The 23,021-nt window shown below is 44.0% G+C and carries 17 protein-coding genes; 9 read left to right on the top strand and 8 right to left on the bottom strand.

The genetic code is table 11. The features are described 5' to 3' along the window. Nucleotides 1-313 precede the first annotated feature (313 nt). Nucleotides 314-577 (top strand): Rho termination factor N-terminal domain-containing protein, encoded by a 264-nt coding sequence (locus tag V7R55_RS14400; RefSeq protein ID WP_334059992.1) that lies wholly within the window; start codon nucleotides 314-316, stop codon nucleotides 575-577. 121 nt (nucleotides 578-698) lie between these two features. Here the strand turns inward: V7R55_RS14400 and V7R55_RS14395 are convergent, their stop codons facing one another. After that, on the bottom strand, nucleotides 699-863 hold the full coding sequence (locus tag V7R55_RS14395) for a sterol desaturase family protein (RefSeq protein WP_334059991.1): 165 nt from the start codon (nucleotides 861-863) through the stop codon (nucleotides 699-701). Nucleotides 864-1,104: 241 nt separating this feature from the next. On the opposite strand from V7R55_RS14395, the gene V7R55_RS14390 reads away from it, so the two are divergent. The 3 genes from V7R55_RS14390 (at nucleotide 1,105) to V7R55_RS14380 (ending at nucleotide 6,713) form a co-directional block, all read left to right on the top strand. Then, the gene (locus tag V7R55_RS14390) at nucleotides 1,105-2,094 is read left to right on the top strand and encodes a DUF1852 domain-containing protein (RefSeq protein WP_334059990.1); all 990 of its coding nucleotides are present in this window, start codon (nucleotides 1,105-1,107) and stop codon (nucleotides 2,092-2,094) included. A 144-nt stretch (nucleotides 2,095-2,238) separates the two neighbouring features. After that, nucleotides 2,239-3,279, top strand: coding sequence for a methionine synthase (locus V7R55_RS14385; protein ID WP_334059989.1), 1,041 nt, complete (start codon nucleotides 2,239-2,241; stop codon nucleotides 3,277-3,279). 593 nt (nucleotides 3,280-3,872) lie between these two features. Beyond that, complete coding sequence (locus V7R55_RS14380) at nucleotides 3,873-6,713, top strand: TonB-dependent receptor domain-containing protein (protein ID WP_334059988.1); 2,841 nt, start codon at nucleotides 3,873-3,875, stop codon at nucleotides 6,711-6,713. Between the two features lie 36 nt (nucleotides 6,714-6,749). Here the strand turns inward: V7R55_RS14380 and V7R55_RS14375 are convergent, their stop codons facing one another. Beyond that, complete coding sequence (locus V7R55_RS14375) at nucleotides 6,750-7,604, bottom strand: hypothetical protein (protein ID WP_334059987.1); 855 nt, start codon at nucleotides 7,602-7,604, stop codon at nucleotides 6,750-6,752. A gap of 205 nt (nucleotides 7,605-7,809) precedes the next feature. Next, nucleotides 7,810-8,259 (bottom strand): GyrI-like domain-containing protein, encoded by a 450-nt coding sequence (locus V7R55_RS14370; protein ID WP_334059986.1) that lies wholly within the window; start codon nucleotides 8,257-8,259, stop codon nucleotides 7,810-7,812. Between the two features lie 195 nt (nucleotides 8,260-8,454). On the opposite strand from V7R55_RS14370, the gene V7R55_RS14365 reads away from it, so the two are divergent. From V7R55_RS14365 to V7R55_RS14355, 3 genes are all read left to right on the top strand, one after another. Further along, nucleotides 8,455-9,339: an EamA family transporter gene (locus tag V7R55_RS14365; protein WP_334059985.1), complete on the top strand. Its 885-nt coding sequence runs from the start codon at nucleotides 8,455-8,457 to the stop codon at nucleotides 9,337-9,339. Between the two features lie 151 nt (nucleotides 9,340-9,490). Then, nucleotides 9,491-9,715, top strand: a complete 225-nt coding sequence (locus tag V7R55_RS14360; protein WP_334059984.1) for a DUF2945 domain-containing protein — start codon at nucleotides 9,491-9,493, stop codon at nucleotides 9,713-9,715. 27 nt (nucleotides 9,716-9,742) lie between these two features. Next, on the top strand, nucleotides 9,743-10,387 hold the full coding sequence (locus V7R55_RS14355) for a DNA-3-methyladenine glycosylase (protein WP_334059983.1): 645 nt from the start codon (nucleotides 9,743-9,745) through the stop codon (nucleotides 10,385-10,387). Between the two features lie 45 nt (nucleotides 10,388-10,432). Here the strand turns inward: V7R55_RS14355 and V7R55_RS14350 are convergent, their stop codons facing one another. Both V7R55_RS14350 and V7R55_RS14345 read right to left on the bottom strand, forming a co-directional pair. After that, nucleotides 10,433-10,768 carry a hypothetical protein gene (locus tag V7R55_RS14350; protein WP_334059982.1) on the bottom strand — a complete coding sequence of 112 codons (336 nt, stop codon included), beginning with the start codon at nucleotides 10,766-10,768 and terminating at the stop codon, nucleotides 10,433-10,435. Nucleotides 10,769-10,783: 15 nt separating this feature from the next. Further along, complete coding sequence (locus tag V7R55_RS14345; protein WP_334059981.1) at nucleotides 10,784-11,164, bottom strand: VOC family protein; 381 nt, start codon at nucleotides 11,162-11,164, stop codon at nucleotides 10,784-10,786. A gap of 282 nt (nucleotides 11,165-11,446) precedes the next feature. On the opposite strand from V7R55_RS14345, the gene V7R55_RS14340 reads away from it, so the two are divergent. Next, nucleotides 11,447-11,854, top strand: a complete 408-nt coding sequence (locus V7R55_RS14340; RefSeq protein ID WP_334059980.1) for a hypothetical protein — start codon at nucleotides 11,447-11,449, stop codon at nucleotides 11,852-11,854. Between the two features lie 54 nt (nucleotides 11,855-11,908). Here the strand turns inward: V7R55_RS14340 and recD are convergent, their stop codons facing one another. Genes recD through recC form a run of 3 tightly spaced genes read right to left on the bottom strand, consistent with a single transcriptional unit; the run spans nucleotide 11,909 to nucleotide 21,583 of the window. Beyond that, complete coding sequence (gene recD, locus V7R55_RS14335) at nucleotides 11,909-14,083, bottom strand: exodeoxyribonuclease V subunit alpha (protein ID WP_334059979.1); 2,175 nt, start codon at nucleotides 14,081-14,083, stop codon at nucleotides 11,909-11,911. 31 nt (nucleotides 14,084-14,114) lie between these two features. After that, entirely contained in the window at nucleotides 14,115-17,972 is a 3,858-nt protein-coding gene (recB, locus tag V7R55_RS14330; RefSeq protein ID WP_334059978.1) for an exodeoxyribonuclease V subunit beta, read from the bottom strand. Next, the gene (gene recC / locus V7R55_RS14325; protein WP_334059977.1) at nucleotides 17,969-21,583 is read right to left on the bottom strand and encodes an exodeoxyribonuclease V subunit gamma; all 3,615 of its coding nucleotides are present in this window, start codon (nucleotides 21,581-21,583) and stop codon (nucleotides 17,969-17,971) included. Before recC ends, recB begins: the two co-directional genes overlap by 4 nt. A gap of 638 nt (nucleotides 21,584-22,221) precedes the next feature. Between recC and V7R55_RS14320 the strand changes: the two genes are divergently transcribed. After that, nucleotides 22,222-22,875, top strand: a complete 654-nt coding sequence (locus V7R55_RS14320; protein ID WP_334059976.1) for a dUTP diphosphatase — start codon at nucleotides 22,222-22,224, stop codon at nucleotides 22,873-22,875. The last annotated feature ends 146 nt before the right edge of the window (nucleotides 22,876-23,021 follow it).

The raw sequence follows: 23,021 nt of genomic DNA, 5'->3' as shown, positions 1-23,021 counted from the left end.
TTTTAATTTTAATAGCTTAATTGCTGCGAGATATAAGCAAATCCTAATCCATGTTTTATTTTTATATTTTTCATAAGGTTATAATTTTTTTCTAAATTTTTGTAAATTTTTCCGACACTCGAAAAGCACTATAAGCTTCGATATTTTTTAAATTTCACGAAGCAAAAAAGCAAAGCAATAATCGTTTGAGATACAAATGGATACATCATGTAACGAATTGTATTTATCAGAGTGTCCTCCGCATGATTCTTTAAACTTTAATACGACAACTAAAGTACAAAACTTTGTTATCACCATTAAACAGGAGTTTAAAATGGCTAAGGATCACGGTAATCAAATCAAAAACGACGATACTTACGAGGCTCTTCGCGATGAAGGCTACAGCAAGGAGAAGTCAGCGCGAATAGCGAATGCACAGGCGAACAGCAAACAAACGCCTTCTAAAGATGGCGGAAAAAGCAAACCATACGAGGACCGCACTAAAGATGAGCTTTACCAAAAAGCAAAAGAGGTAGGTATTGAAGGCCGCTCAAACATGAACAAAGACGAGCTAATCGACGCGCTACGCAACCACTAGTGCCGAGTACAGCATCACTTATAGGGCTGGTCTTATCGAGAATTGACCAGCTCATGGTTATTCATGATTTTAGGTAGTACAAAGCGTTTCTAGCTATCAATGTTAGTTGCGAAGCAAAACCCTATTTCTTAAACGGCGTCGCAAAAAGTGCTGTGTAAGTGGGCTGAACTTCACTAATACCAGTATCTTCAGTATCAGCGTCCTTAAACGTTCCAAATAACCGGTCCCAAAGAATACACACGCATCCAAAGTTAGTGTTGCTTTCACTGATAATAGTTTCTCTCATTAAAATTCCGTTTCACTAAAAACAAACCCGCTTAGCTTTTGCTAAATTGCTCACGAAATTGCTACGACATTGATATGACAAACACTCACATTTTCTAATATAAAAGCATATTAATGAATAATACTCATCAATAAATGAAAAAGAGTCATTTTTATTCATATATAAACCCGCGTATAACTTATTAATAGCTTTTACAGCACACACAGCACTCGGTTTAATTTAGGAATAGAAGCGCACTCTCATGAACAACAACGTTAGCAACGACTTTTCTTTTACTATTAACAGCGTTCAGTTTAATGAAGATTATCGCCCTTCAGATAACACACGCATTACCACTAATTTTGCTAATTTAGCGCGTGGTGAGCGCCGAAAAGAGAACTTACGTGATGCATTAAGCATGATTAACAATCGCTTCAACGCGTTAGCTAGCTGGGACAATGAGCGTGGCGATCGCTATACCGTTGAACTAAAAATAATATCGGTAGATATTGATGTAGAGGGCAACGGCAACACCTTCCCTACTATCGAGATTTTACAAACCAACATTATCGATAAACAAACGGGAAAGCGTACCCAAGGTACTGTAGGCAACAACTTCTCATCTTATGTTCGAGATTACGATTTTAGCGTCCGTCTATCTAATCATAACCGTGGCCAATCGTCATTCAGTGTTCCTAACGATTTTGGCGATCTACATGGAAAGCTGTTCCAGTGCTTTGTTAACTCAGAAGCCTACAAAGCGCATTTTTCAAAACTCCCGGTTATATGCTTAAGCGTTTCCGATAATAAAACCTATCGCAGAACAGAAAACCAGCACCCTGTCTTAGGCATTGAATATCAACCTAACGAGACCTCGTTGACCGAGCAGTATTTCAAAAAAATGGGCTTAAACGTTCGTTATTTTATGCCGCCAAATAGCGCCGCGCCTTTCGCGTTTTACTTCTTTGGCGATTTGCTGAACGACTATACAAATTTAGAGCTTATCAGCACTATCGCGACGATGGAAACGTTTCAGAAAATCTATCGCCCTGAAATCTATAACGCAAACGCACAAGCGGGCTTAAGTTATAGGCCGAATTTGAAAAATAGCGATCACTCAATAACGCGCATTATTTACGACCGCGACGAGCGCAGTCACCTTGCCGTTGAGCAAGGCAAATTTGTGGAAGAGAACTTTATCAAGCCTTATCAGCATAAGCTGGAGCAATTTACAGCAAGTTACGCCAGATAAACTCTCTGAAACTGGTTGTTAGAAACTTGTTCGTTGCAAATTGCAATCTACAGCTCGCTAAGGTGAGTCTCCAAACTTAATGGGGCGGCACGGCTTGCCCCGAAGGCATTGATACAAATTACTGACTTAAAGATTACGAATTATATGAAAAAACTACTCCCCACTTCTATCGCTGGCAGTCTTCCAAAGCCCTCATGGCTTGCCGAGCCTGAAACGTTATGGTCGCCATGGAAACTGGAAGATGATGCCTTGGAAGAAGGTAAGAAAGACGCCCTTCGCATTACGCTTCAGGAACAAACGGTATCGGACATTGATATCGTGTGCGACGGTGAGCAAACCCGTCAGCACTTTGTAACCACATTTATTGAACACCTCGACGGTGTCGATTTTGAAAAACGTAAAACGGTACGTATTCGCAATCGATACGACGCGAGCGTGCCTGTTGTAACGCAAGCAGTTACTCGACCCAAATCAGTGTTCGTTGAAGATGCTAAGTTTTTACGAAGCCAAACTGACAAGACTATTAAATGGGCGTTACCTGGCCCAATGACTATGGTCGACACCTTATACGACGACCACTATAAAAGTCGCGAAAAGCTCGCGTGGGAATTTGCAAAAATTCTAAACCAAGAAGCGAAAGAGTTAGAGGCTGCTGGCGTTGATATTATTCAGTTCGACGAACCCTCATTTAACGTGTTCTTTGATGAAGTAAACGAATGGGGAATTGCTGCACTAGAGCGCGCTATTGAAGGGCTAAAATGTGAAACCGCGGTACACATTTGCTACGGTTACGGCATTAAAGCAAACACCGACTGGAAGAAAACGCTAGGCTCAGAGTGGCGTCAATACGAAGAAAGCTTTCCCAAGCTAGCAAAGTCGAGCATCGATATGGTGTCATTAGAATGCCACAACTCCCATGTACCTATCGAACTCATTTCCTTGCTAAGAGGAAAGAAAGTTTTGGTAGGTGCCATTGATGTTGCCACCGACACTATAGAAACCCCAGAAGAAGTGGCCGCTACTTTGCGGGAAGCTTTGAAGTACGTAGACGCAGATAAGCTCTACCCTTGTACCAATTGCGGTATGGCTCCCCTTTCTCGAGATATTGCAAGAGGAAAACTTGAAGCACTTAGCGCTGGTGCTGACATAGTAAGGCAAGAACTTGCACAAAAGCTAAGTACATAACCTGCCTCGTTCCCCGTTAAAAGCGTTGGATAAACGCTTTTCTCGGGGCTGGTTTATTCGGTTAAATCTTCATCTTCTCACCACGGCGCAAAAAAATGCAATTATTTATTAACAATGTTGTTAACATTTTCAAATCCAGCGACAAAATATCAATTTATTAAGTTAAGTAGCAAAATAAATTAAGCACTGTTGGAATATAAATCAGAGACAGAAATAAACCTAACTTAATTTGCTGTTATGTCTTGACTGACGCTCAAAAAATATTACGCACACCGCACAAATAAAAGGCTAAAATCTAGAAATTAAAATTACCGATGAAATAACGCTCTAAACTTGTTTAATATCAAAACAACACCACAACACATAATGAAAACCTACTATTTAATCGTTTTTTAACAAGATGTTGCAAAGCAATCCCCCCCTTCTTTTATTCATCGTAAAATATTGATTTCGCTTGTTCCTGCTCATTAGAATGCGCGCCCTCTTAGACATAAGTATAAATTCGTACATAAATTAGCCTTGTAAGGCTTACCTACAATTTTGGGCCTTATTTAACAACAAGCACATAAATTCTAATTCATTAGGAACAATCCATGATAAACATTGCAACTGCTGTTCGGTTAGCATTGGCTGGAAGTGTCGCTCTGACATCTAGCAACGTATTAGCGCAAGACTCAGCTACCGAAACCGCTGATGTTGAAAAAATTCAAGTTACAGGTTCTCGTATTTCACGTCAGGGCGCGATCGCGCCATCTCCAGTTACCGCCATTTCTGGCGAGTCACTACTTAACTCTGGCGCGATGAACATTGGCGAAGTGCTTAACGAACTGCCTTCATTAGCCAACACGTTCTCACTCGGTAACTCAAGTCAATTCATCGGTACTGCGGGTTTAAACATTCTAGACCTTCGCGGTATGGGGACAGACCGTACACTTGTTTTGGTTGACGGTAAAAGGCACGTGTCTTCATCAGCGGGCACAGCTGCTGTCGATACTAATACCATTCCAACTTCATGGATTGAGCGCGTAGAAATCGTTACGGGCGGTGCATCTGCCGTGTACGGTGCTGACGCCGTAACGGGTGTGGTTAACTTCATTCTTAAAAAGAATATAGAAGGGTTTGATATCAGCGCAACGCAAGGTTTTGCGCAAGAAAATGGTTATAAAAACGATAAGTACCAAGCGTCTTACGGTTTTAACTTCGACGATGACCGCGGCAACATCGCTTTTGCAGCTGAATATAGTTCACAAGAATCGCTTGATGCACTAGACAACCCATGGACAGCAACAGCATACCGAAACATGAGCTTCGAAAGCATCATGGGCTACGAGCGCAGTGAAGATCAGCTTGATTCAAAAGCATTCCCTGATAACTTTTACACGCCAAATGCGGGATACTACGTACTAAATAACGCTGGTGTGTTTGGCGATGGTACAAAAACCTTTAATGCAAACGGTTCAATCAAAGACATCTATATTGGTGACCAAGTAGATGGCGTTTTCTGCGCAAATTGCGACTTTTTCAACCTTCGTCAATTTACACAGCTACAGCCTGAGTTTGACCGTACTAACCTAAACGTCAAAGGTAATTACGAGCTAAATGACGACACGACTGTATACGCACAAGCTAAATACGCGCGTACACGAGCGGTTTCTATGGCACAGCCAGCGTTTTTCTTTTACAGCGACGAAACTGACATCAGCATCGATAATGCCTTTCTAGACGATAGCGTTCGTGACTACATGCAAATGAATGGCTTAGATACGATTCAGCTAAACCGTATGATGACTGACCTAGGTCGCCGTACTGAAGCGGATGAGCGCGAAACCTATCGCTATGTATTGGGTATCGAGGGCTACATCAATGATGAATGGAGCTACGAGGCGTTCGTAAATTACGGTAAAACAGAGTTAGAGCGTGAAAACCGCAACAATCTGATTTTGCAAAACTTCTATAACGCATTAAACGCTGTTGAAGACGACAATGGCAACATCGTATGTGCATCAGGAAGTGACGACGGCTGTGTGCCGCTTAACATTATGGGTTATGGTCAGCCGTCACAAGAAGCTATCGAATATGTTAATACCACCTCTGTAGGTACAAGCAAAATTGAACAGTATAATGCGGGAGCAACAATCGCCAACTCGGGCATTTACGAGTTGCCAGCAGGCTACGTAGGCTTCGCGGCGGGTGTTGAATATCGCAAAGAGAAAAGTGAAATTGATGAGCCAGACAACGCAGCAGGCACATTCTTCAATGCCCTTGGTGAAGATAAAGGTGAGTACGATGTCTCTGAGGTATTTACAGAAGTAACTGTTCCGCTTCTTGAAGGTTTACCAGGCGTAGATTTGCTAACATTCGACACAGCGGCGCGTATTGCTAATTACTCATCTATTGGCAACGCAAAAAGCTGGAAGCTTGGTTTAGATTGGCAGGTTTTCGAAGACTTACGTGTTAGAGCAACCAAGTCATCTGCGCTTCGTGCACCAAACATTAGCGAACTTTACGGTGAAGCCAGTCAAACATTCTTCAACGTAGACGACCCGTGCCGTACAGACGAGCTAGAAGACCTAGCGAATGCTGACCAACGCATTGCAAACTGCGCAGCATTAGGTGTGCCAGCAGATTTTAACTCTGACTACGACTCGGCTACTTTGGAAGGCGTAAACGGTGGGAACATCGACCTTCAAGCAGAACAGTCTATTTCTAAAACCCTAGGTTTGGTTTACACGCCAGCTTGGTTTGAAGGCTTTACAGCGACAGTCGATTACTGGGAAATTGAGCTTACTGACGCAATTACCAACATAGACGGTCAAACGATTCTAGACCGCTGCGTAGACTCTGAAACGGGCATTGATAATCCTTACTGTGGTCTTATCGACCGTGATTCGGAAACAGGCGAAATTACCGAAATTCGCAGCTACGCACTAAACATCGCGGGTCAAGAAGCAAAAGGTGTAGATTTTGAATTAGGTTACGACTTCGATGCACTTGAAGGTGCATTCCGTACAAGCCTGATTGCAACTTATCTAAAAGACCGCAAAGAATTCCCATTCCAAGACAACCCAGAGCTATTTTATCAAAACGCCGGCACTGCTGGTGAATCGGATTGGCAAGGTGTATTTACGGTTAACTACAGCCGTGGCGATTGGGAAGCAAGCTGGAAAACACGCTACATAGAGCGCGCAAGCATTTATGACAACCAAGAACTAGCACGTAACCCTAACCCAAGTAACCGTATGGAACTACCTTCATACGCAGTAACTGATGTAACTGCCGGTTACAACTTTAAAAATGGGGTAAGCCTAACCGTAGGTATTGATAACTTGTTCAACCGCGCGCTACCTACAGGTACAACAGGTACTGGCTCAACTGACGCTGCATATGACAACATCGGGCGTTTTGGCTATGTAACCGTAGCGTACAAAATGTAATTTACGATTTAGTACGTAAACCAAAAACCGGCGTTTTTACGCCGGTTTTATAAGCATATCTGACAATGGCATAAGCTTTACTTCTGCACAAAAAAGCGGAGATTCATCATCCACCCACCCCACGCAGGTAAGATGGTTGGGATCTGTGTCAACAGGCGCAACCAGTATATTTAAACAATCATTACTTTTAAGTTGTGCTAACTGCTGGTTATCGATGCACATGTTTTGAGAAACATAGATCATGGGGTTTTGTATTAAGTCGTATTCTAAGGCCTGCGCCCTTTCTAACATCGCTGATGACATTAAAGAAAGTGGATAGAAATGTGGGAAACGGACCTTATCCACGAACTCATCAATATACTGGGTTTGATCGGCGAAAGCGCTTAGCAGATAATTTTTAACGTTACCGACGATCATCCACTTTCGTTTTAGAAAAACACTGTTATCAAACAAGGTTCGATCTGTCATTCTTGAAAGCTTTTCTTTGCTGTATTTTAGTAGCTGAGAGTCGACAGACATGAAATCAGACTGACGGTAGGAGCCCATTAAACTGGGTTTTCCAGACGCTTTTAAAATTAATCGTTGCGATTCTTGCTCACCCTTGTCTGTTTCAGTAACACGGGTACGTTTTAATACTAGATTAAGTTCGTCACCCACTTTTGCTGGGTTAACGAAAGTAAACTCGTAAACTGAACATTGTCTCCATTTAATGGCAGGTTCACTTCGATTTATCTGGGTTTCTACATAAAGACCAAGTTGAAACCCCAGCGCTATGGTACCTTGAAACGGGTTTTCTGATATACGTTGCCAACGCATAGGGTCGTGAAATAAATTGAAATCGTCCGTGGCATTTCGAGCGATATCGATATGTAACTGGGTAAGTGTATGCAATTGCTTTCCTTAAAAGAGGAAACATCGACTGATTTTCTAATTCTTAGACACACACCTCGTGTATTCGTAATTATTAAAATTAGGGTTTGTCGAAGACATCAAGCCACAATCTACATTTCAGTATAGAGTACACTAGCCATAGCAACTAGTTTTCTATTTTCTATTTCTAACTTTATGCCTATTATTACAAGTTCGCTAAAAAGCATTACTTTATCGCTATGTATACATCAATGTGATTGCCGTTTACATAGTGCTCGAAATCTACCGTGAATGTTCTTTCATACTCCGCATTTTCTTGGGTAAAGTACTTCCAAACATCGGTCCAAGCATCAATAGCAATTTGCGGCATTTCTCCTTGCTTCGTAAAAACGAGATACTTCCCCGATGGAATAGTGATGCTTTCGACTATTACATTTTCTAGCACTTTCTTACCATCATAGCCTGCTAGCACGGAAAAGTTTCCAGCATGATCACTTTCATAGTTAAAATACACACCATATACGCGTTCACCGCTCACATAATCTACGGAAATCGTGTTGTCAAAGCGCTGCCATAGCCCAGGAATTTTTCCATGCTGAGAAAACTCGGCTTCGTTGTTCGTTTGCACCGAAAAGCCTTTTATGTGTATAGGTTCAGATATATGCCTAATTTCCATTTTTATATGCCTTTCTCAATTGGGTTGGCTTGTTGATTGTAATTATTGATTGCTGAAAGTGAAGCTAACACCACCTCAAAGGTAAGGCAAAACTGTTATCAAACTTAATATTTCAGTACTTCCCGATTATCAACAAGCAATTCGCCTTCGGAACAAATATAATCCTGTTTTTTCTCTTTGAAGCTGAAATACATTGTGAATCAACGTTTTTTACTTGCCATACTCGCAGTGCTTTTGGCCATGATAACGATCCAATCGGGTGCATCATTTGCCAAACAACTCTTTCCTATCGTGGGGCCTGAAGGTACAAGCGCCCTGCGTGCATTCTTCGCGGCCTTGGTGTTAACAATAATCTTCAAACCTTGGAAAGCAAGCTTAAGTGCGAAAGGATGGCGAAACGTCATTATTTATGGCACCTGTTTAGGGGCAATGAATATCATCTTCTACCTTGCCATTGCGCGTATTCCATTAGGTATAGGCGTTGCTCTTGAATTTACAGGTCCATTAGCGGTGGCCTTTTTTAGCGCAAGAAAAAAACGTGATTTTGCGTGGGCCATTTTAGCCGTTGCTGGCGTTTGTTTACTGCTTCCGGATATTTTCGGTGCATCATCGAAAGCGCTAGATCCTATCGGCGTAATGCTAGCGCTAACCGCGGGCGCTTTTTGGGCCGGCTACATTGTATTTGGTAACAAAACAGGCAATGAAGGTTCGGGCGGTGTTACGGTTACCTTAGGAATGCTAGTAGCCGCCATCTGTGTGGTCCCCATTGGTATAGTAAGTCAAGGTAGTGCGTTGCTATCTTCAGAAGCGATGCTCATTGGCTGCGCAGTTGGTATTTTCTCATCCGCTATTCCCTACACTTTAGAAATGAGCGCCATGCGTAATATGCCCAAGCAGACTTTCAGCATAATGATGAGCGTAGAGCCTGCCGTAGCAGCTGTAGCGGCCTTTATCATTATTGATGAAACCCTTACGCTGACTCAGTGGCTAGCAGTAGCTTTAGTGGTCATAGCGACCGCTGGTAGTTCTGCTACTCAAAAACAAGTGCCCAAACAAAAGCAGCTTGAAACGCTTTCTTGAGGTTTCAAGCTAAGTTGCTTAGCTCTTTTTGCTTTAGCTCTTATTACCTGAGCTGCCTTTGCCTTCTTCTTTCCACTGTATTGTTTTGTGAACTAAGCGGCTATTTTTCCCGTTTAACTCAGTGTAAATAGTTAAACTAACGCTACAGGGAATGATGATGAAACACTACGCGGTAAATACAGAAGTTGAATGGGAATGGGGCAACGGCAGTGCCACAGGCAACATAAGAGAGAAATTTACTAGCGATGTTGAACGTACTATTAAAGGCTCATCTGTAAAGCGCGAAGCCAGCGATAGTGATCCTGCCTACCTTATTGAACAAGATGATGGCAGTAAGGTTTTAAAATCTCACAGCGAAATTAAAAAATCGTCGTAACTTTGCTCTTAATCTACTTTGAATGAAATGCAGCTTTCTTTTTTCACTGACAGTGATGTGGTCAACGTAGCGAAGTCACTTGTTGGCAATTTTCTCTTTAGCAGTGTCGGTGGTGCAATTACCGGAGGAATGATCACAGAAACTGAAGCTTATTGCGGTGAACGTGATCTTGCCATGCAAAAACACTTATTGCGCCGGCCCTCATCTGTTACAACGCTTAAGAAAGAGGGCGGCATAGCCTACATCTACACGGTTTACGGTTACCATAGCATGTTCAATATTGTCACTAACGAGGTGGGCTATGCTGATTCTGTGCTTATTCGAGCAATCAAGCCTACCGTGGGCTTAGATATAATACATGAACGACGAGGGTCAAACATTGCGGTGCGTAACTTATGTGACGGCCCGGCGAAGCTTTCGCAGGCTTTAGCCTTAACACCAGCGCTAAATGGCGAACCCGTGGTAAACAGTAATAATATCTGGATTGAAAGCAACGCCGAATTTAATGCCGCCGAGAAAATTATCAGCGCACCTCGCATAGGCATAGATTACGCCAGAGAAGATAAAAACGAAGATAGAAAAGGCGATAAAAGGGATAAAGAAAGCAAAGCGCATCCCGCACGGGATGATACAAGCCTGCCTTGGCGCTTCACACTTAAACAGGGTGTATGAAAAGGCTTGATGTGACAATTTCCTTCGCTCTTCCTTAGGAAGTCCTTAGTCAGTTAGGGCATACGTAAGCTTACAGTCTATATACTTCAGCAGTTTGTTTACTACCCTTGGTACGGCGATATCCCCATTAGCATTTTTGGCTTCTACAAAAATATCACAGTCATCGTACTGAATTTGCTGGCGTATAACATAGTCGTTGAGTTCGTCGAACAGCGTTTCTTTTAAAGGCACCATGCCGACAAAAACGTCAGCTTTTTGGTCATCAACATTCCCTTCACGCTTAATAAAATAAGCGCCTTCAATTTCTCTTTTTAGCGTATAGGCCTGCATGGCATCTAACTTTGTTAAGCGAAAGTGCACGCTTATTTGAGGTTCTGTCACTGCTTCTCTCAATGTTTATCGCTTAATGTTTACTTTCCAAGGCGGATTTACTCTATTTTCTCCCGCCCAATAAAGCTTTATTTTATTGCCTGATGGGTCTTTTAAAACAGCTTCTTTCCAAAGATAGCGTTGCTCAGTAGGCGGTTGCTCAAAATGAATACCCTTTTCTACAAGCGATGTATATAGCTCGTCTAACGCTTCATGCTCAAAGTAAATCACGCTGTGATTTTGTACACTTTCGCTTTCTAAAGAGAGTGAAAACGTAGAGGTGCCTTCTGGGCAAGTAAATCTTGCATAATGCGGTGTATCTACTATTTGTGTAAACCCAAGGGTAAGGTAAAACTCAACCGCTTCAGCCATATTGGTAACAGGTAGTGTAACTTGATTCAATTCCATTAACACTTGCTCCTTATATAAGATATCTAAATCGCGCTAGCTTGCTCGTTATTACCCGAAGGCTAACCTTAGTCTTTACAAACTAAAGCTAATAAAACCAATAATACCTCAGTAAGTCTCATTGAGTCTGCTATCTATTTGAATAATCACTTATTCACACTTTTATGTGGGCATAGATTTGAACGCTTTAGACTAGCTTTGCTTCTGCTTGATCCACATCAACGCAGGGCAAACGTAACTCCACCACAATAAAGTCATCAGAATTACCTCGTGAAACTTTGTATGTTAACGCTAGTGAATGATACAGATGCAAATGATAATATTGTGCCGGAGTCACATGGGCTATATCGGCTGCATATAAAGCCGAATAGACAGATGGCTATAGAAAACAAACCTGTTTTCGGTGCGAACATTACGTTACACAGCAGCTTATTAAAGCACGATCATTTTGTTGCGACACCGAATAATATATTGGGCTGGCTAGATCACTGCGGCTTATCACACTTTGCAGTGAAAGCGGAGACCAACAATTCAGAAAACGATAACACTTCTGTACTTTTGCCCTCACAGTTTTTAAACGCTGAAGGCGGCATTTTGCGTGTAACCGCCCCAACCCGCATTTATTTGATAAGCAAAACGCCCATTGCCATCAACAAAAACGGCCTGTGTCTGTTTACGCCTGTGAAATAACAACGCAGAAATGTACTCTGACCCCAAAACTTTGGGGTCAGAGTACATTTTCTTCTACTCGAATTCTGGGGTGACGTGTGGTGTGCTCTCTAAGTGCAGGCTGATTGCTTCTGACAGTCCTGAATAGCGCTTATCTACTCGCTGAACCATATGGCTAAATGTCGTGTTGTCTGAAATGATCAAACAACCACCTTTGGCTCGGGTTAAGCCGGTATACACTAGCCCCCGATGGAATAGGTTGGCGGTTTTCTCACTATCGGGCTTGGGCAGTATGAGTACAACATGGTTGAATTCAGAGCCCTGGGATTTATGAATGGTCATGGCATAAACAGTTTCAAACTGTGGCACTCTTGATAACGATATGCTGCGTAACACTTGTTTTTGCATTTGGTTTTGTACGCCATTAGCATTCTCGCCCGTACCTGATGAGGCTTGTTGGTCTGCACCTTTGGCGTCTTGGTAAAACCATGCATACAGCTTACCCGTGCTATCAGGCCAGATTACGCCTACTTCACCGTTAGATAGCCGCTGTGGATGATGATTCTTTACAATCATAATGGGTTGACCTTGATAGAAGTGCCCTTCTCGCTTTTTAATTTTGTGCTTGATGGCATCGAACACCAAGCTATTTAGGCCCTCTACTCCCATTGCACCTTTTCGAACCGGTGTGAGCCACCTGACATAGTTTAAGCGGTTAAGCGCCTCGTCAGCACTATTGGCATCAAAAATGGGAAAGAAGCTTTCTTTAGCCAATTCATGTAAATCACGACTACCAACTTCACCTTCTGACCATAGATGCACGCCTTCTTTTAAGCGTGACTTAGTGGTGGCAGCTAGGTTTGCGGTTTTACTACTTCCATCGCCCCCTTCGGCGATGGCAGCGATCGCTCCATCAGCATCACCTTTCTGGATGGCCGTTGCGACTTTTGCAACTTGGCCTTTGAAACGCTGCGGTGCCTGCAGTGTTGCCACGTAGCTTTTGGCTTGCTCATTAACAGGTAACATAGGAAGATGAGGGCACAGCGTGGCAATATGCTGGCGCATTAACGAGGGTACGCCCCCCAATGAAAGTGGGTCGCTATCAATGTGTAAGCTACTTTCGTCACTCGGCGATGCATTCTCTTCTACGTCAAGGCGTGTTGTGTTACTAACTAGCTGCTCTAACACATTGCCAAGCTCAACAGCTGGAAGCTGGTCGGCATCGCCGATAAAATAGAGTCGTGCGTGGTCTGGCAATGCGCGAACAATGCGCGTCATTAACGCTAGGTCGACCATACTTGCCTCATCGACAATAAGCACATCGGCGGCTAATTGATTGTGCTGATTGTACTTGGTTGATACACCGTATTCTCGCAATCCTAACAATCTATGCAGTGTTACAGCGTCATTAGGCACGTTATCAAGCGCAGTATCTTCCACCTTGCCGCGAAGCCCTTCAATACTGTTAACGATAGACTCGGTCATACGTTGCTGCGCTTTACCGGTTGGGGCAGCCAATACAATATTTAGGTCTTTGTCACACGCCTGTAGCGCCAGTAATAGACGTAACACGGTATAGGTTTTACCGGTTCCAGGCCCACCATTTATGACACAGAAACCCTGCATTAAACTTTTAGCAACAGCAATTTGCTGCCAATCTTGTTGAGCTGTCGTTTCGGTGGGGAATATAGCGGGCCAAAGTTGCTTTACTTTATCATTTGCGTCTTCTGTTAACGGCGTAAGCGCCGCTCGCTTCACTATGTCTCGCGCTACCTCTTGTTCAAACTCATAATAGCGACGGCTATAAAGCCTACCGTTTTCATAAACAAATAACTGAGCAACTTGTTCATTTCCCAGCGCGCTTTTTACGATTTTTAGTAAAGGAGTAAGCTGAGGTAGTTCTAAACCTGTCTTAAGGGCCTGTTCTGGCTCTTGTTGATATATGACCCCTTGGGGATTGTGAATAGATGATGCACTTTCGCTTTCTTGCACTTGGGCCGACAAGCCAGCCGCTTCTTCGGTGTCAGTCTCTTTGAAAAGGGTCGTTCCAGCTACTTCTTTAAGATAGATACAGCTATGCCCGTTACGCTGCATGTATGACAAATACGCCAGTACCCCAGCCCAGATAAACCTCTCTTCTTGTGCGAGTTCATCAATAAAGCCAAACGCTTTTGCAACAAATTTGTCGATAGCTTCGATGCCAAATAAGTTATCGAAAAACGACGATACAGAATGTGGATTGTTGTTCATTATTTTCCTAACTTTATTGTCCTTGATGCCACTACTTGTCATCGAAACTAAACTGCTGCTGTTCTGAAGGCTGTTGAGTAGTGCCTGCACTTTTCGAATTGCCGCTTTGCTGACTATTGCTACCACTTTCAAATATTGAATCTATTTGCATGAGCAAAGACGAAGGAATATCGGTATAAAACACCCCTTCACCCCTTTCGTTCTCTGGGTGCATGCCGCGTAAGTATAGGTAATACACACCGCCGAAATGAACATCAGGGTCGTAATCAGGCAGGGTATTTTTTAAATAGCGATGTAACGCCAAGCAGTAAATTAAGTATTGAAGATCGTAAAGGTGGTGCTGATTATTGTGAAACAGCGCAGCGGGTAAGTAGCTATCTAACGTATCTCCAAGCCAAGTTGATTTGTAATCCGCCACAAAAAACTGACCATCATGCTCAAAAATCAAGTCAATGAAACCGTGCATCATTCCCTGCAATTTCGTCGTGATTAGCTGAGGCGCGGCCTCGGCCTTACCGCCAATAGATTCAGCTACAGATTGGCGGTGGCGAGCAAGAACGTCACGAAGCTGAGCCCATTGCGTATCGTTCATGGGAAAGTAGAACTCTGCTTCGCGCAAGGTTTGTGCTAACGGTAAGTCACTCATGCTTAGTTGCATTTTAGGATACAAGGGCGTCTGTAAAGCTTCCTCCAGCCACTCGTAAAGTAGCGGCGTGCGCTTTTCGTCTAGACCAAAGCGTTTAACGAGTTCTTTGCCAGTCTCTTCCCATTCAGGCGCACTAAAATCACTGTTCTCAAGAATATCGTGAAGTAAGTTACCTGCGCTCGCACCTTTCTCTAAAGTAAAACGCAAGTCACCTTTACTGATTGTAGCTGTAGTGCTAGAAGAAGCATCTGCATTTATTGAGCCTAACAGCTCTTCTCCCCCAACAATTGAATCCGTCGCGTACACCTCTTCGTCACGAATGGTTTGAAGTACGGGCACGCTCGGAAGTGTTTGGCCTGAAGTTTCCACTTCTGATGTGTTTGGGCTCGTACTCACCGTGGTCAAACGGCTCATCGCAGAAAATGAATACAGTCGCCACTCTTCGCTCGCCGTGCCGGTAAATTGCAACGCGCTAAGTTGTGGCAGCTCGTCTTCTTGCTCAAAGCCTGAATACACTTCTTCGAACTCGTCACCGTCGATGTGACTTGCATGAGACGCATCTTCTGCGGCGACCCTGCTTAATATACTTGGCCAATCGTTGTTGCCGCTATCCCCGTTCACGCCCAAGGCTCGTGCCAGTGCGCTTTTTTCATTGTTGGCAAGCGGTACAACCCCCATGTAGCAGCGGTGCGCCGCCCGGGTTACCGCCACATAAGCCAAGCGCATATCTTCCGCTTCGCTTTCGCGTTGAACCCGAGCGATGGCTTGTGGCGTTTGCCCCAGCTGCATCTGCAAGTCTTGCTTCTCTTCGTCGTAATAGGTAAAAATTTGAGATGTCGCCTTTCCATTTTTCGACGCGTCTTTATAGCCCGTGGCATAGGGTACAAAAACTATTGGATACTCAAGCCCTTTAGAGCCATGCTGAGTAATCAGGCGGATAAGCTGACTATCACTCTCAAGGCGTAGCGTTAGCTCTTCGTCACTTTCCGGCTTGTGGATTTGCTTATTCAACCAATCCAGTAGTTGCTCAGGGCGCTGGTGTGTCGTGCTGGCTTTTTCCAGTACTTCCGCTAAATGCTGATAGTTGGTTAACGCCCGCTCCACACTGTCGGCATGGGGTTGATAACTGTCTTGCATTAAGTACAGCAGTACGCTCATACAGCCTTTTTGCAGCCACATCTCTCGCAGGGACAGTACTTTATCGATAGCGGCATCCCACTGAGCATCATCTTCGTGATAAAGCAGTTCGATAAGGGTATTTGCGCTATAGCCCCAAAGCGGAGATGCCAAACTGGACGCTACTTTACTGGTGTCGTTCGCGTGCCAAATGCCATTAAGCAACCTAAGCACGTCTTTCGCCTCAGCACTGGCAAATAGATTACTGCGATCGCTTAAATAAACACAGGCCAGCCCTTTTTGCTGTAATACATTTTTGATAGCGCCTGCTTCGGTTCTGTCTTTGACCAGAATGGCGATATCTTGAGGTTTTACTGGCGTAGTGTGACCGTCCGCCGCTTTAAAATGCGCTTCATTCAACAAGCGATAAATTTCTTGCGCAATCCACTGCGCCATTTTACGCCGCATAATGTTAGTGTTTTCTTTCTCCTCTAAACACATGCTCACGTAATTCATTGCACTGCGTTTCACTACATTATTTTGATCAGCGGGGTCTACCAAAGGTGCCTTAGCAGCTGCGGCTTTAGGGGTAAATTCAACAGGGTTGTAATTAATGCCGAAGCCAAATACATCAGTGGGTTTGCCCGATGCCACTGGCGCACCGTAGAATAATCGATTGTAGGCCCTTACCATACCTTCCACTGAACGCCAGTTGGTGTTCATCACCCAGCGGTAATCCGCTTGCCTACCCGCTTTTAAATAGGTAAAAATGTCGCCTCCCCGAAAGCGATAAATAGCCTGTTTCGGGTCGCCTATCATTAGCAGCGCACTTTCATCAGCGTCAGGTGAATTAGGATAAACCGAATCTAGAATAGCGTATTGCTTAGCATCAGTGTCCTGAAACTCATCGATTAGCGCGACTGGAAACTTTTTGCGAAGTTCTGGCACAAGGGTATTGTTTGGCTTTATAACCTCATCAGATAACATGCGAATAAGGTCGTCAAAGTCGATAACACCCAGCTGCTTTTTCTGCTTTTCAGCTCGCTCTTTGATAAAAGCAATAGCTTCGATAACCAACTTGAAAACAGGTATTTTACCAAGTGCTTTATCTTTCTCGACAAAGGCTTTTTTAAGCGCCCCAGCAAACTCCTTAATTGGCGTTAAAATCTCTTTTACGCCTGAAGAATTCCGAGCATATCGATTCCCCTTAACAAAAGCCTCTGCTTCTGGTGGTGCGAGATAATACTGCTGCTCACTTACGCAAGACCCTAACCACGCTTTAAGCGCAGCCAATTCTTGGGGTCTTTCTTTTTTATGGGCCGGCGTTTTAATAAGTTGCTCTACAATTAACCCTTCGTTTTCTTCCACACTTTGCAGTAAAGATTTCGCATAGGCCAAAGACGTGTTTGGCGCGTCATCCAGTTGCTTATTAAAAGCCGCTTCAATGTCGTCTTCAGTAAGCATCAATGGGGTCAGAGTACTTTTTATACTTACGTTAAATTCACGCAGCAGACTTTCTGGTGTATGCCAACCACTCTCTGCCAATAGCCTGAAATCGTCCTCGCTTTTTATGATTTTCCGGATGAAATCTTCGGCAGCTTGAAGGTATAAATCACTAGTATCGTTACCCAAGTTAAGCGACATAGCAAAGCCACTGTTAAACGCCAGTTGTGTAATAACGTGCTGACAGAAACCATGGATAGTGAACACCGATGCCTCATCGAGTTCCAGTTGAGCCGCTTTCAACAGGGCTAAGCTCTCATCAGGATCGCAGCTATTGAACAAACTTTGATAAACCGGGTCGCAGGTAGAGTCTATCTCGTTGCCGTTGTCTTTAGCTTGCTGCCAAATAAGCAATGCCTCTCTTAGCGTGGCCGCAATCCGCCCCTTAATTTCTTCGGTGGCGGCTTTAGTGAAGGTCATCACCAATATTTCTTTAACGTTAAGCTTTTTTTCTAACAGCAAGCGTAGGTACAAACGCGTAATGTTAAAGGTTTTACCTGTACCTGCGCTCGCTTCAATAAGATGTCGCCCTTTCAGCGGCATGGCTACTACGTCAAGCAATTGCGCTTCGGTACTGCTTCGCTTGTTTATCGGACTTTCAGGGGATACAGAATGCTGGCTCATAATTTCTCCTCCTGAGATGCATTATTGACCATGGAAAAAAGTACAAAGGCACTCAAGTGCGGAACATCGTTCCACCTTACACCTTGCGGGAATAGCCAGTTGAGGTAAGGGTTGTTTGCCATGTCCGCACTGTACTGCCCGTTACTTTGCTGCCAATCGGTGAGCGCACGCTGTAGTTCAACCGTGTCAAAGAGTGCGGCAGACTGACTAACTATCAGTTTCGCTTTTTCGCTTTTATCACTTATTACGCTAGTAGTGTCGCTGTCTTTCTCAGCAAACGGGCAGACTTCGTCAATTACCTGTTGAATTTGCTCAACAATGGCTTTGTCAGTTTCACAAGTAACGTCTGTATTATGCAGTAGTGCAAGCAGGATATCGCTAAACATATCCGGTTTTATGCTTTCAACTACGGGCTTAGTCTCTGAGTTTCTTGTGCCAGGCATAAAAGAGCCAAACAAGCTTAAATGCACTGGCGTTGGCGCCGTATAAACAGCCATATAAAGCTGCTCTATAAACAAGAGTAACCGCACCGCAGTTTGTCGGTCATAAGAAGGGAAACGCTGCTTTTTCAATACAGTTTCGCCCTTTTCCCATGAACACGAATAAATATCCAATGGATAATTGCTGTATCTTGTTGCTTCATCACTGCCTGAAAAGATCAATTGAGAGATGAAAAAGCTTAACGCGCGGTGGGAGTCTATTTTACCGGCACAAAGCTCTACTAACGCGTCGCTACCAACGAGGGCAGTTGTGGTAAAGGTGATGAATTTACCTTGGAACTGCGCCTTTACAGGTTCAGCTTCGTGGGGCCCCATAGCCTGACTTAATGCTAACGCCCCTTCTTTCCACATTTCAACTTCATCTCTGGCGACGGGGTTATTGGGAATATCGCCCCGAAGTGACGCAAAAGAGATCACCTGTTCACCGTATGACATTGAGTCGTGCTCTTGTGATAACTTGCGTTCAGGCGATGAGAAGATGGCATCAAGCACCTGATAGCGCAGCAACGCATTGGTTTCAAATGGCTCGCTGTTTTCCAGCAGTGTAAATGACTGTGATAAATTTACACCTAGCCTTTGTATAGCAAAGTGCTCAAGAGGGTCTTTAAAGGCTCTTGCAATTTGGCTATTTGATAGTCGAAGTACTTGTGTTGAAAGCGCATTGGATGACTTATCAGGCATCGCTAAATGATTAGAGTCGTTGCTATCAACACCTGTCTTATCAGCCTGTGACTTTGTATGCTGTAGCGCATCGGCCAGTCTAAGCCAACCGGTTTCGTAGCTTGGCAATTGTCCAGCGAATCCCTCTTCACTAAAGGGGTGAAGCGGCGCATGCACACGGTAGCTCGACAAAGCCAGAGCGTAGCTATTTTCCAGCATGTCCATAAACTCAGCTAGAACCAGACTAGGCTGGCGCTCACTGTTATTAGTAACATCGTTGCCTTGGTAGCTTAAGTACAGGCTTTCCCGCGTTGAAATAATGGCTTCAAGGAACAAATATCTGTCTTCTAAACGCCTCGAACGATCACCAACCCTACGGTTCGCACCTGCCATTAAGTCCAGGCCTAGAGGGCTAGATTTTCTTGGGAACTCACTGTCGTTTAGGCCAAGAATACACACTTTTTTAAACGGTATACTTCGCATTGGCAACATTGAACACACGGTGACCTGACCAGTCATGAAGTGGTTACCTGCGTCTGGTGATGAGAATCGATTCAGCAAAAGATCTCGGACTTGGCGCAAGGACAATTCATGCTGGTAACCTGCTTCTTCGCATCGTGCTGCAAGATCGGCTGCAACGTTAGCAATAAGATCCCAGCTTTGCTGCTGGTCTTTTATAGGCATAAAGCACGCATCGCGAAGGTCGATTAACGCTTTTGACCACTGTTCAGGTGTTCTAGGAGCGGTTAACTCTTGTGCGAATTCCCCGAGCATTGCCACAATATCAATAAGTTTACCTAGGGTTAGCGCACTTTGCCCTTCAACGTCTGGAATAGTAAGTAGGTCACTCACAACCACTTCGGCGTCTTGCGCCAACATCCCCATTAGCAGCCTGCGAATGCCCCACCACCAGCTGTACGTTTCATCCAGTTTAACGCCCTCTGATACAGCGGTTTTATGGGTGCTATTAAGGCCCCAATGGATATGGGCTTGTTTCAGCCACACCACCATTTGCTCAATATCGTCTTGGGACACTGAAAAACGTTTTTGTACAGAATCTAGCTGCAGGTAATCCATAATATCCGATACGCCGAAGCGGCTATCAGGTAGCTGCAGAAGCGCCATAAATGCCGCAATAAGAGGCTCTGCGTCCATAGGGCTTCTATCTGCAATGGTACAGGGAAGTCTAACCTGCCCGGTGCCAGCCAAGCTTTTAGTACCTACCCTGTGAAATACAGCATCAACAAATGGCGCATAGTTTTCAATAGCCGGGCACATCACAAGAATATCTGACGGGGTACGCGTTTTATCTTGAGACAACCAATGAAGCAGATGGTCGTGTAACACTTGCACCTCGCGAAGCGCGGAATGAGTGCACATGATAGTGACGCTATCATCATTTTGTTTTAGTTCGCTAGTGAATGGCGCAGGTTGAGCGGCTTGTAAAATATCGTTATGGATATAATCCAGCAGGCCGCGAGTAGGCTCTGTATCACCGTTGTCGACCACTTCGTCGAATTCTGGCGAATCAAAAGCGCTTATCTCAAACGTGTCCAGTTCGGTAAGAAGATTAAATAGCTCTCTGCCCTGCTTACCTAAGTTGCCAAGTAATGGGTTGGACTGGTCTTCTTCCATCCATTTTTTAAGTCCTTCCAGACGTAATAGCTTGGCTTGTTCGATACTACTTTTCGCTTCCCCCCAATAATTTACGCTGGGGTTTAGGTGGAATATATGAATATCAATATGCTGTGCGAGGGCGTCAAAAAATGCTATTAGTTGCGGTGCCATGGTGTTAATGGCAAAAACAATAACGCGCTTGGGTAAATGACCGACGGGATCATTTGGTATGTCATCTGCCTCTAACGCCTCTAGGGTCATTTGATGCAAACGGGCAGGATGCAACGGCTCTTCTTTGGCAAGAATACGCCAAATTTCGCTTTGCCATAATTCCATATCATCGAATACAGCCCGTTCATTAGCTTCCCACTTAAACAGCCAGTCGGGACGGTATAAGAGATATTGTTCGTACACGTCAGCTAACGCAGTAGCAAGTTGAAGACGCTGAAGGCCCTGCTCCTGCTCGCTGCCGGCGTTTTTCCAATATCTATTTACTTGCTCAAAAGCTTCACCGTTCATCAGTGAGTCATCTTGAAGAATATTGTCAATGCGCCAAGACAGTACTTCACGACGATAAGGAGATTGCTTAGGTACTTTATCCTGCCCTAATACAGAGCGCGCTGTATTCCACATAAAGCGTACAGGCAGCGGGTAATCAATGTTCATCGCCACGCCATGTTCAGTGGCTAATTGCATACTAACCCAATGTTGCATACCTGGGCTTTCAACCAGAATGGTTTCTGGCGTAAATACCCCCAAGGGTTGCTGACGTAAAAGCGTGGTAAGAAGAAAACTTAAGTGTTCTAATTTATTAGAGGGATATAACGCAAGCAATCGAAAAATCCTTTGTAAAACGTGCTATTAGGTTCTGTATAAAGACTATGCACGCATCGTCGACCTTATCAATTAAGTGTATCGCATTAGGCCAAGTAGTTAAGTTATTTCTCAAAAAAATAGATAAGCAAATGTCTTATGAAGATAAAAATAAGGACTAAGGCAATGATATAAATAAGCGTATCCAATTAACTCAGTGACAAGTAATAGGGGAAAGCTAGGTTTCGGATGTACGAGAAAAGTGAGGAGATCGGTTTTTAGACAAAAAAAACCCATACAGACCTCAGGACACGAAAAATCTGTATGGGTAAGGTTTACGGTCTACTCAGTAACAACGTGAATAAGCGTTGCCTGGCACTCATTCACGTTAGCGCTACTGGGCAGCACTGTTAACTCTTTAGGTTTTGCAGGTAGAATGCCAAGTTTTTAATCCAAATATTTCAATAACTTAGGGTGCGTTAAAAAATATGACTAATCAGTCATGGTTTTACTCTGGTGCAAGTGCACCACAAGCAAGCACTTGGTAAAGAAGATGGTTCACTATAATTGGCTAAAATTTAGCAGTTTCTCCTTCATCGCCATTCAAGTACAATTTCGCCTTTAAAAGACGCATTACACATTCACGGTCAGGAGCAACAATGTTAACCGCCCAACAACTCGCCACCATGCTTTCTCTTCAAGATAAAATGAACGCCAAGGTAAATCCAGACTGGCTAAATGCAGGATATGGATACTTGCGTGCAGCTATGGTTGAGTCTGTTGAAGCCATTGAACATCACGGCTGGAAATGGTGGAAAGCACAGAAAAAAGACTTGCCTCAGCTTCAAATGGAGCTCGTGGACATTTGGCATTTTGCGCTGAGCGCCTGCATTATTGAATATAAAGGTGATATCAGTGAGTCTGCCAAAAGTATTGCGGCTGAGCTGGCAAGTGGCAATACTCACGTGACCTTCGATGGTAAAGACTACGACGCATCTAATCAGTCCCTTCTTGATAATTTAGAATTAATGACAGGCCTATGCGCCGCTAAGCGCTTCAGCGTTCCACTATTTATGTTTATCGTGAGGCAATGCGAAATGTCGGCTGACGAGTTGTATCGTCAGTATGTTGGCAAAAATGTTCTTAATTTCTTCCGTCAAGATAACGGTTACAAAGAAGGTACATACGTCAAAGTATGGGAAGGCCGCGAAGACAACGAGCATTTAGTTGAAGTCATGGACGCACTTGATTTGACTAAGCCCGATTTTAGCGATTTAGTGTACGAAGGCTTACGCGCACGCTACTCTTCTTAACCTTCCCTTAGGCTTGATAAAGCTTCATTCCGATAGCGTTTTAAGCTTTAGCGTTGAGGTGAGACTCGCGTATTAGAGAGTGCTGTGTGGAGACTTAAGCGGGCAGAAGAAATAACCTGTTCATCGCCTGGTTGTTTTAATAAGGC

The sequence above is a fragment of the Alteromonas sp. S005 genome, from assembly GCF_036864475.1.
In the GTDB taxonomy this organism is placed as follows: Bacteria; Pseudomonadota; Gammaproteobacteria; order Enterobacterales; family Alteromonadaceae; genus Alteromonas.
Note: the sequence above shows the minus strand (reverse complement) of the source record. Positions and strands in the feature narration are given on the sequence as shown.

Excerpts from the sequence above, each read along its gene's own strand:
- V7R55_RS14400 (WP_334059992.1), top strand. The coding sequence starts at position 314 with ATGGCTAAGGATCACGGTAATCAAATCAAAAACGACGATACTTACGAG.
- V7R55_RS14395 (WP_334059991.1), bottom strand. The coding sequence starts at position 863 with ATGAGAGAAACTATTATCAGTGAAAGCAACACTAACTTTGGATGCGTG.
- V7R55_RS14390 (WP_334059990.1), top strand. The coding sequence starts at position 1,105 with ATGAACAACAACGTTAGCAACGACTTTTCTTTTACTATTAACAGCGTT.
- V7R55_RS14385 (WP_334059989.1), top strand. The coding sequence starts at position 2,239 with ATGAAAAAACTACTCCCCACTTCTATCGCTGGCAGTCTTCCAAAGCCC.
- V7R55_RS14380 (WP_334059988.1), top strand. The coding sequence starts at position 3,873 with ATGATAAACATTGCAACTGCTGTTCGGTTAGCATTGGCTGGAAGTGTC.
- V7R55_RS14370 (WP_334059986.1), bottom strand. The coding sequence starts at position 8,259 with ATGGAAATTAGGCATATATCTGAACCTATACACATAAAAGGCTTTTCG.
- V7R55_RS14360 (WP_334059984.1), top strand. The coding sequence starts at position 9,491 with ATGATGATGAAACACTACGCGGTAAATACAGAAGTTGAATGGGAATGG.
- V7R55_RS14355 (WP_334059983.1), top strand. The coding sequence starts at position 9,743 with ATGCAGCTTTCTTTTTTCACTGACAGTGATGTGGTCAACGTAGCGAAG.
- V7R55_RS14345 (WP_334059981.1), bottom strand. The coding sequence starts at position 11,164 with ATGGAATTGAATCAAGTTACACTACCTGTTACCAATATGGCTGAAGCG.
- V7R55_RS14340 (WP_334059980.1), top strand. The coding sequence starts at position 11,447 with ATGTTAACGCTAGTGAATGATACAGATGCAAATGATAATATTGTGCCG.
- recD (WP_334059979.1), bottom strand. The coding sequence starts at position 14,083 with ATGAACAACAATCCACATTCTGTATCGTCGTTTTTCGATAACTTATTT.
- recB (WP_334059978.1), bottom strand. The coding sequence starts at position 17,972 with ATGAGCCAGCATTCTGTATCCCCTGAAAGTCCGATAAACAAGCGAAGC.
- V7R55_RS14320 (WP_334059976.1), top strand. The coding sequence starts at position 22,222 with ATGTTAACCGCCCAACAACTCGCCACCATGCTTTCTCTTCAAGATAAA.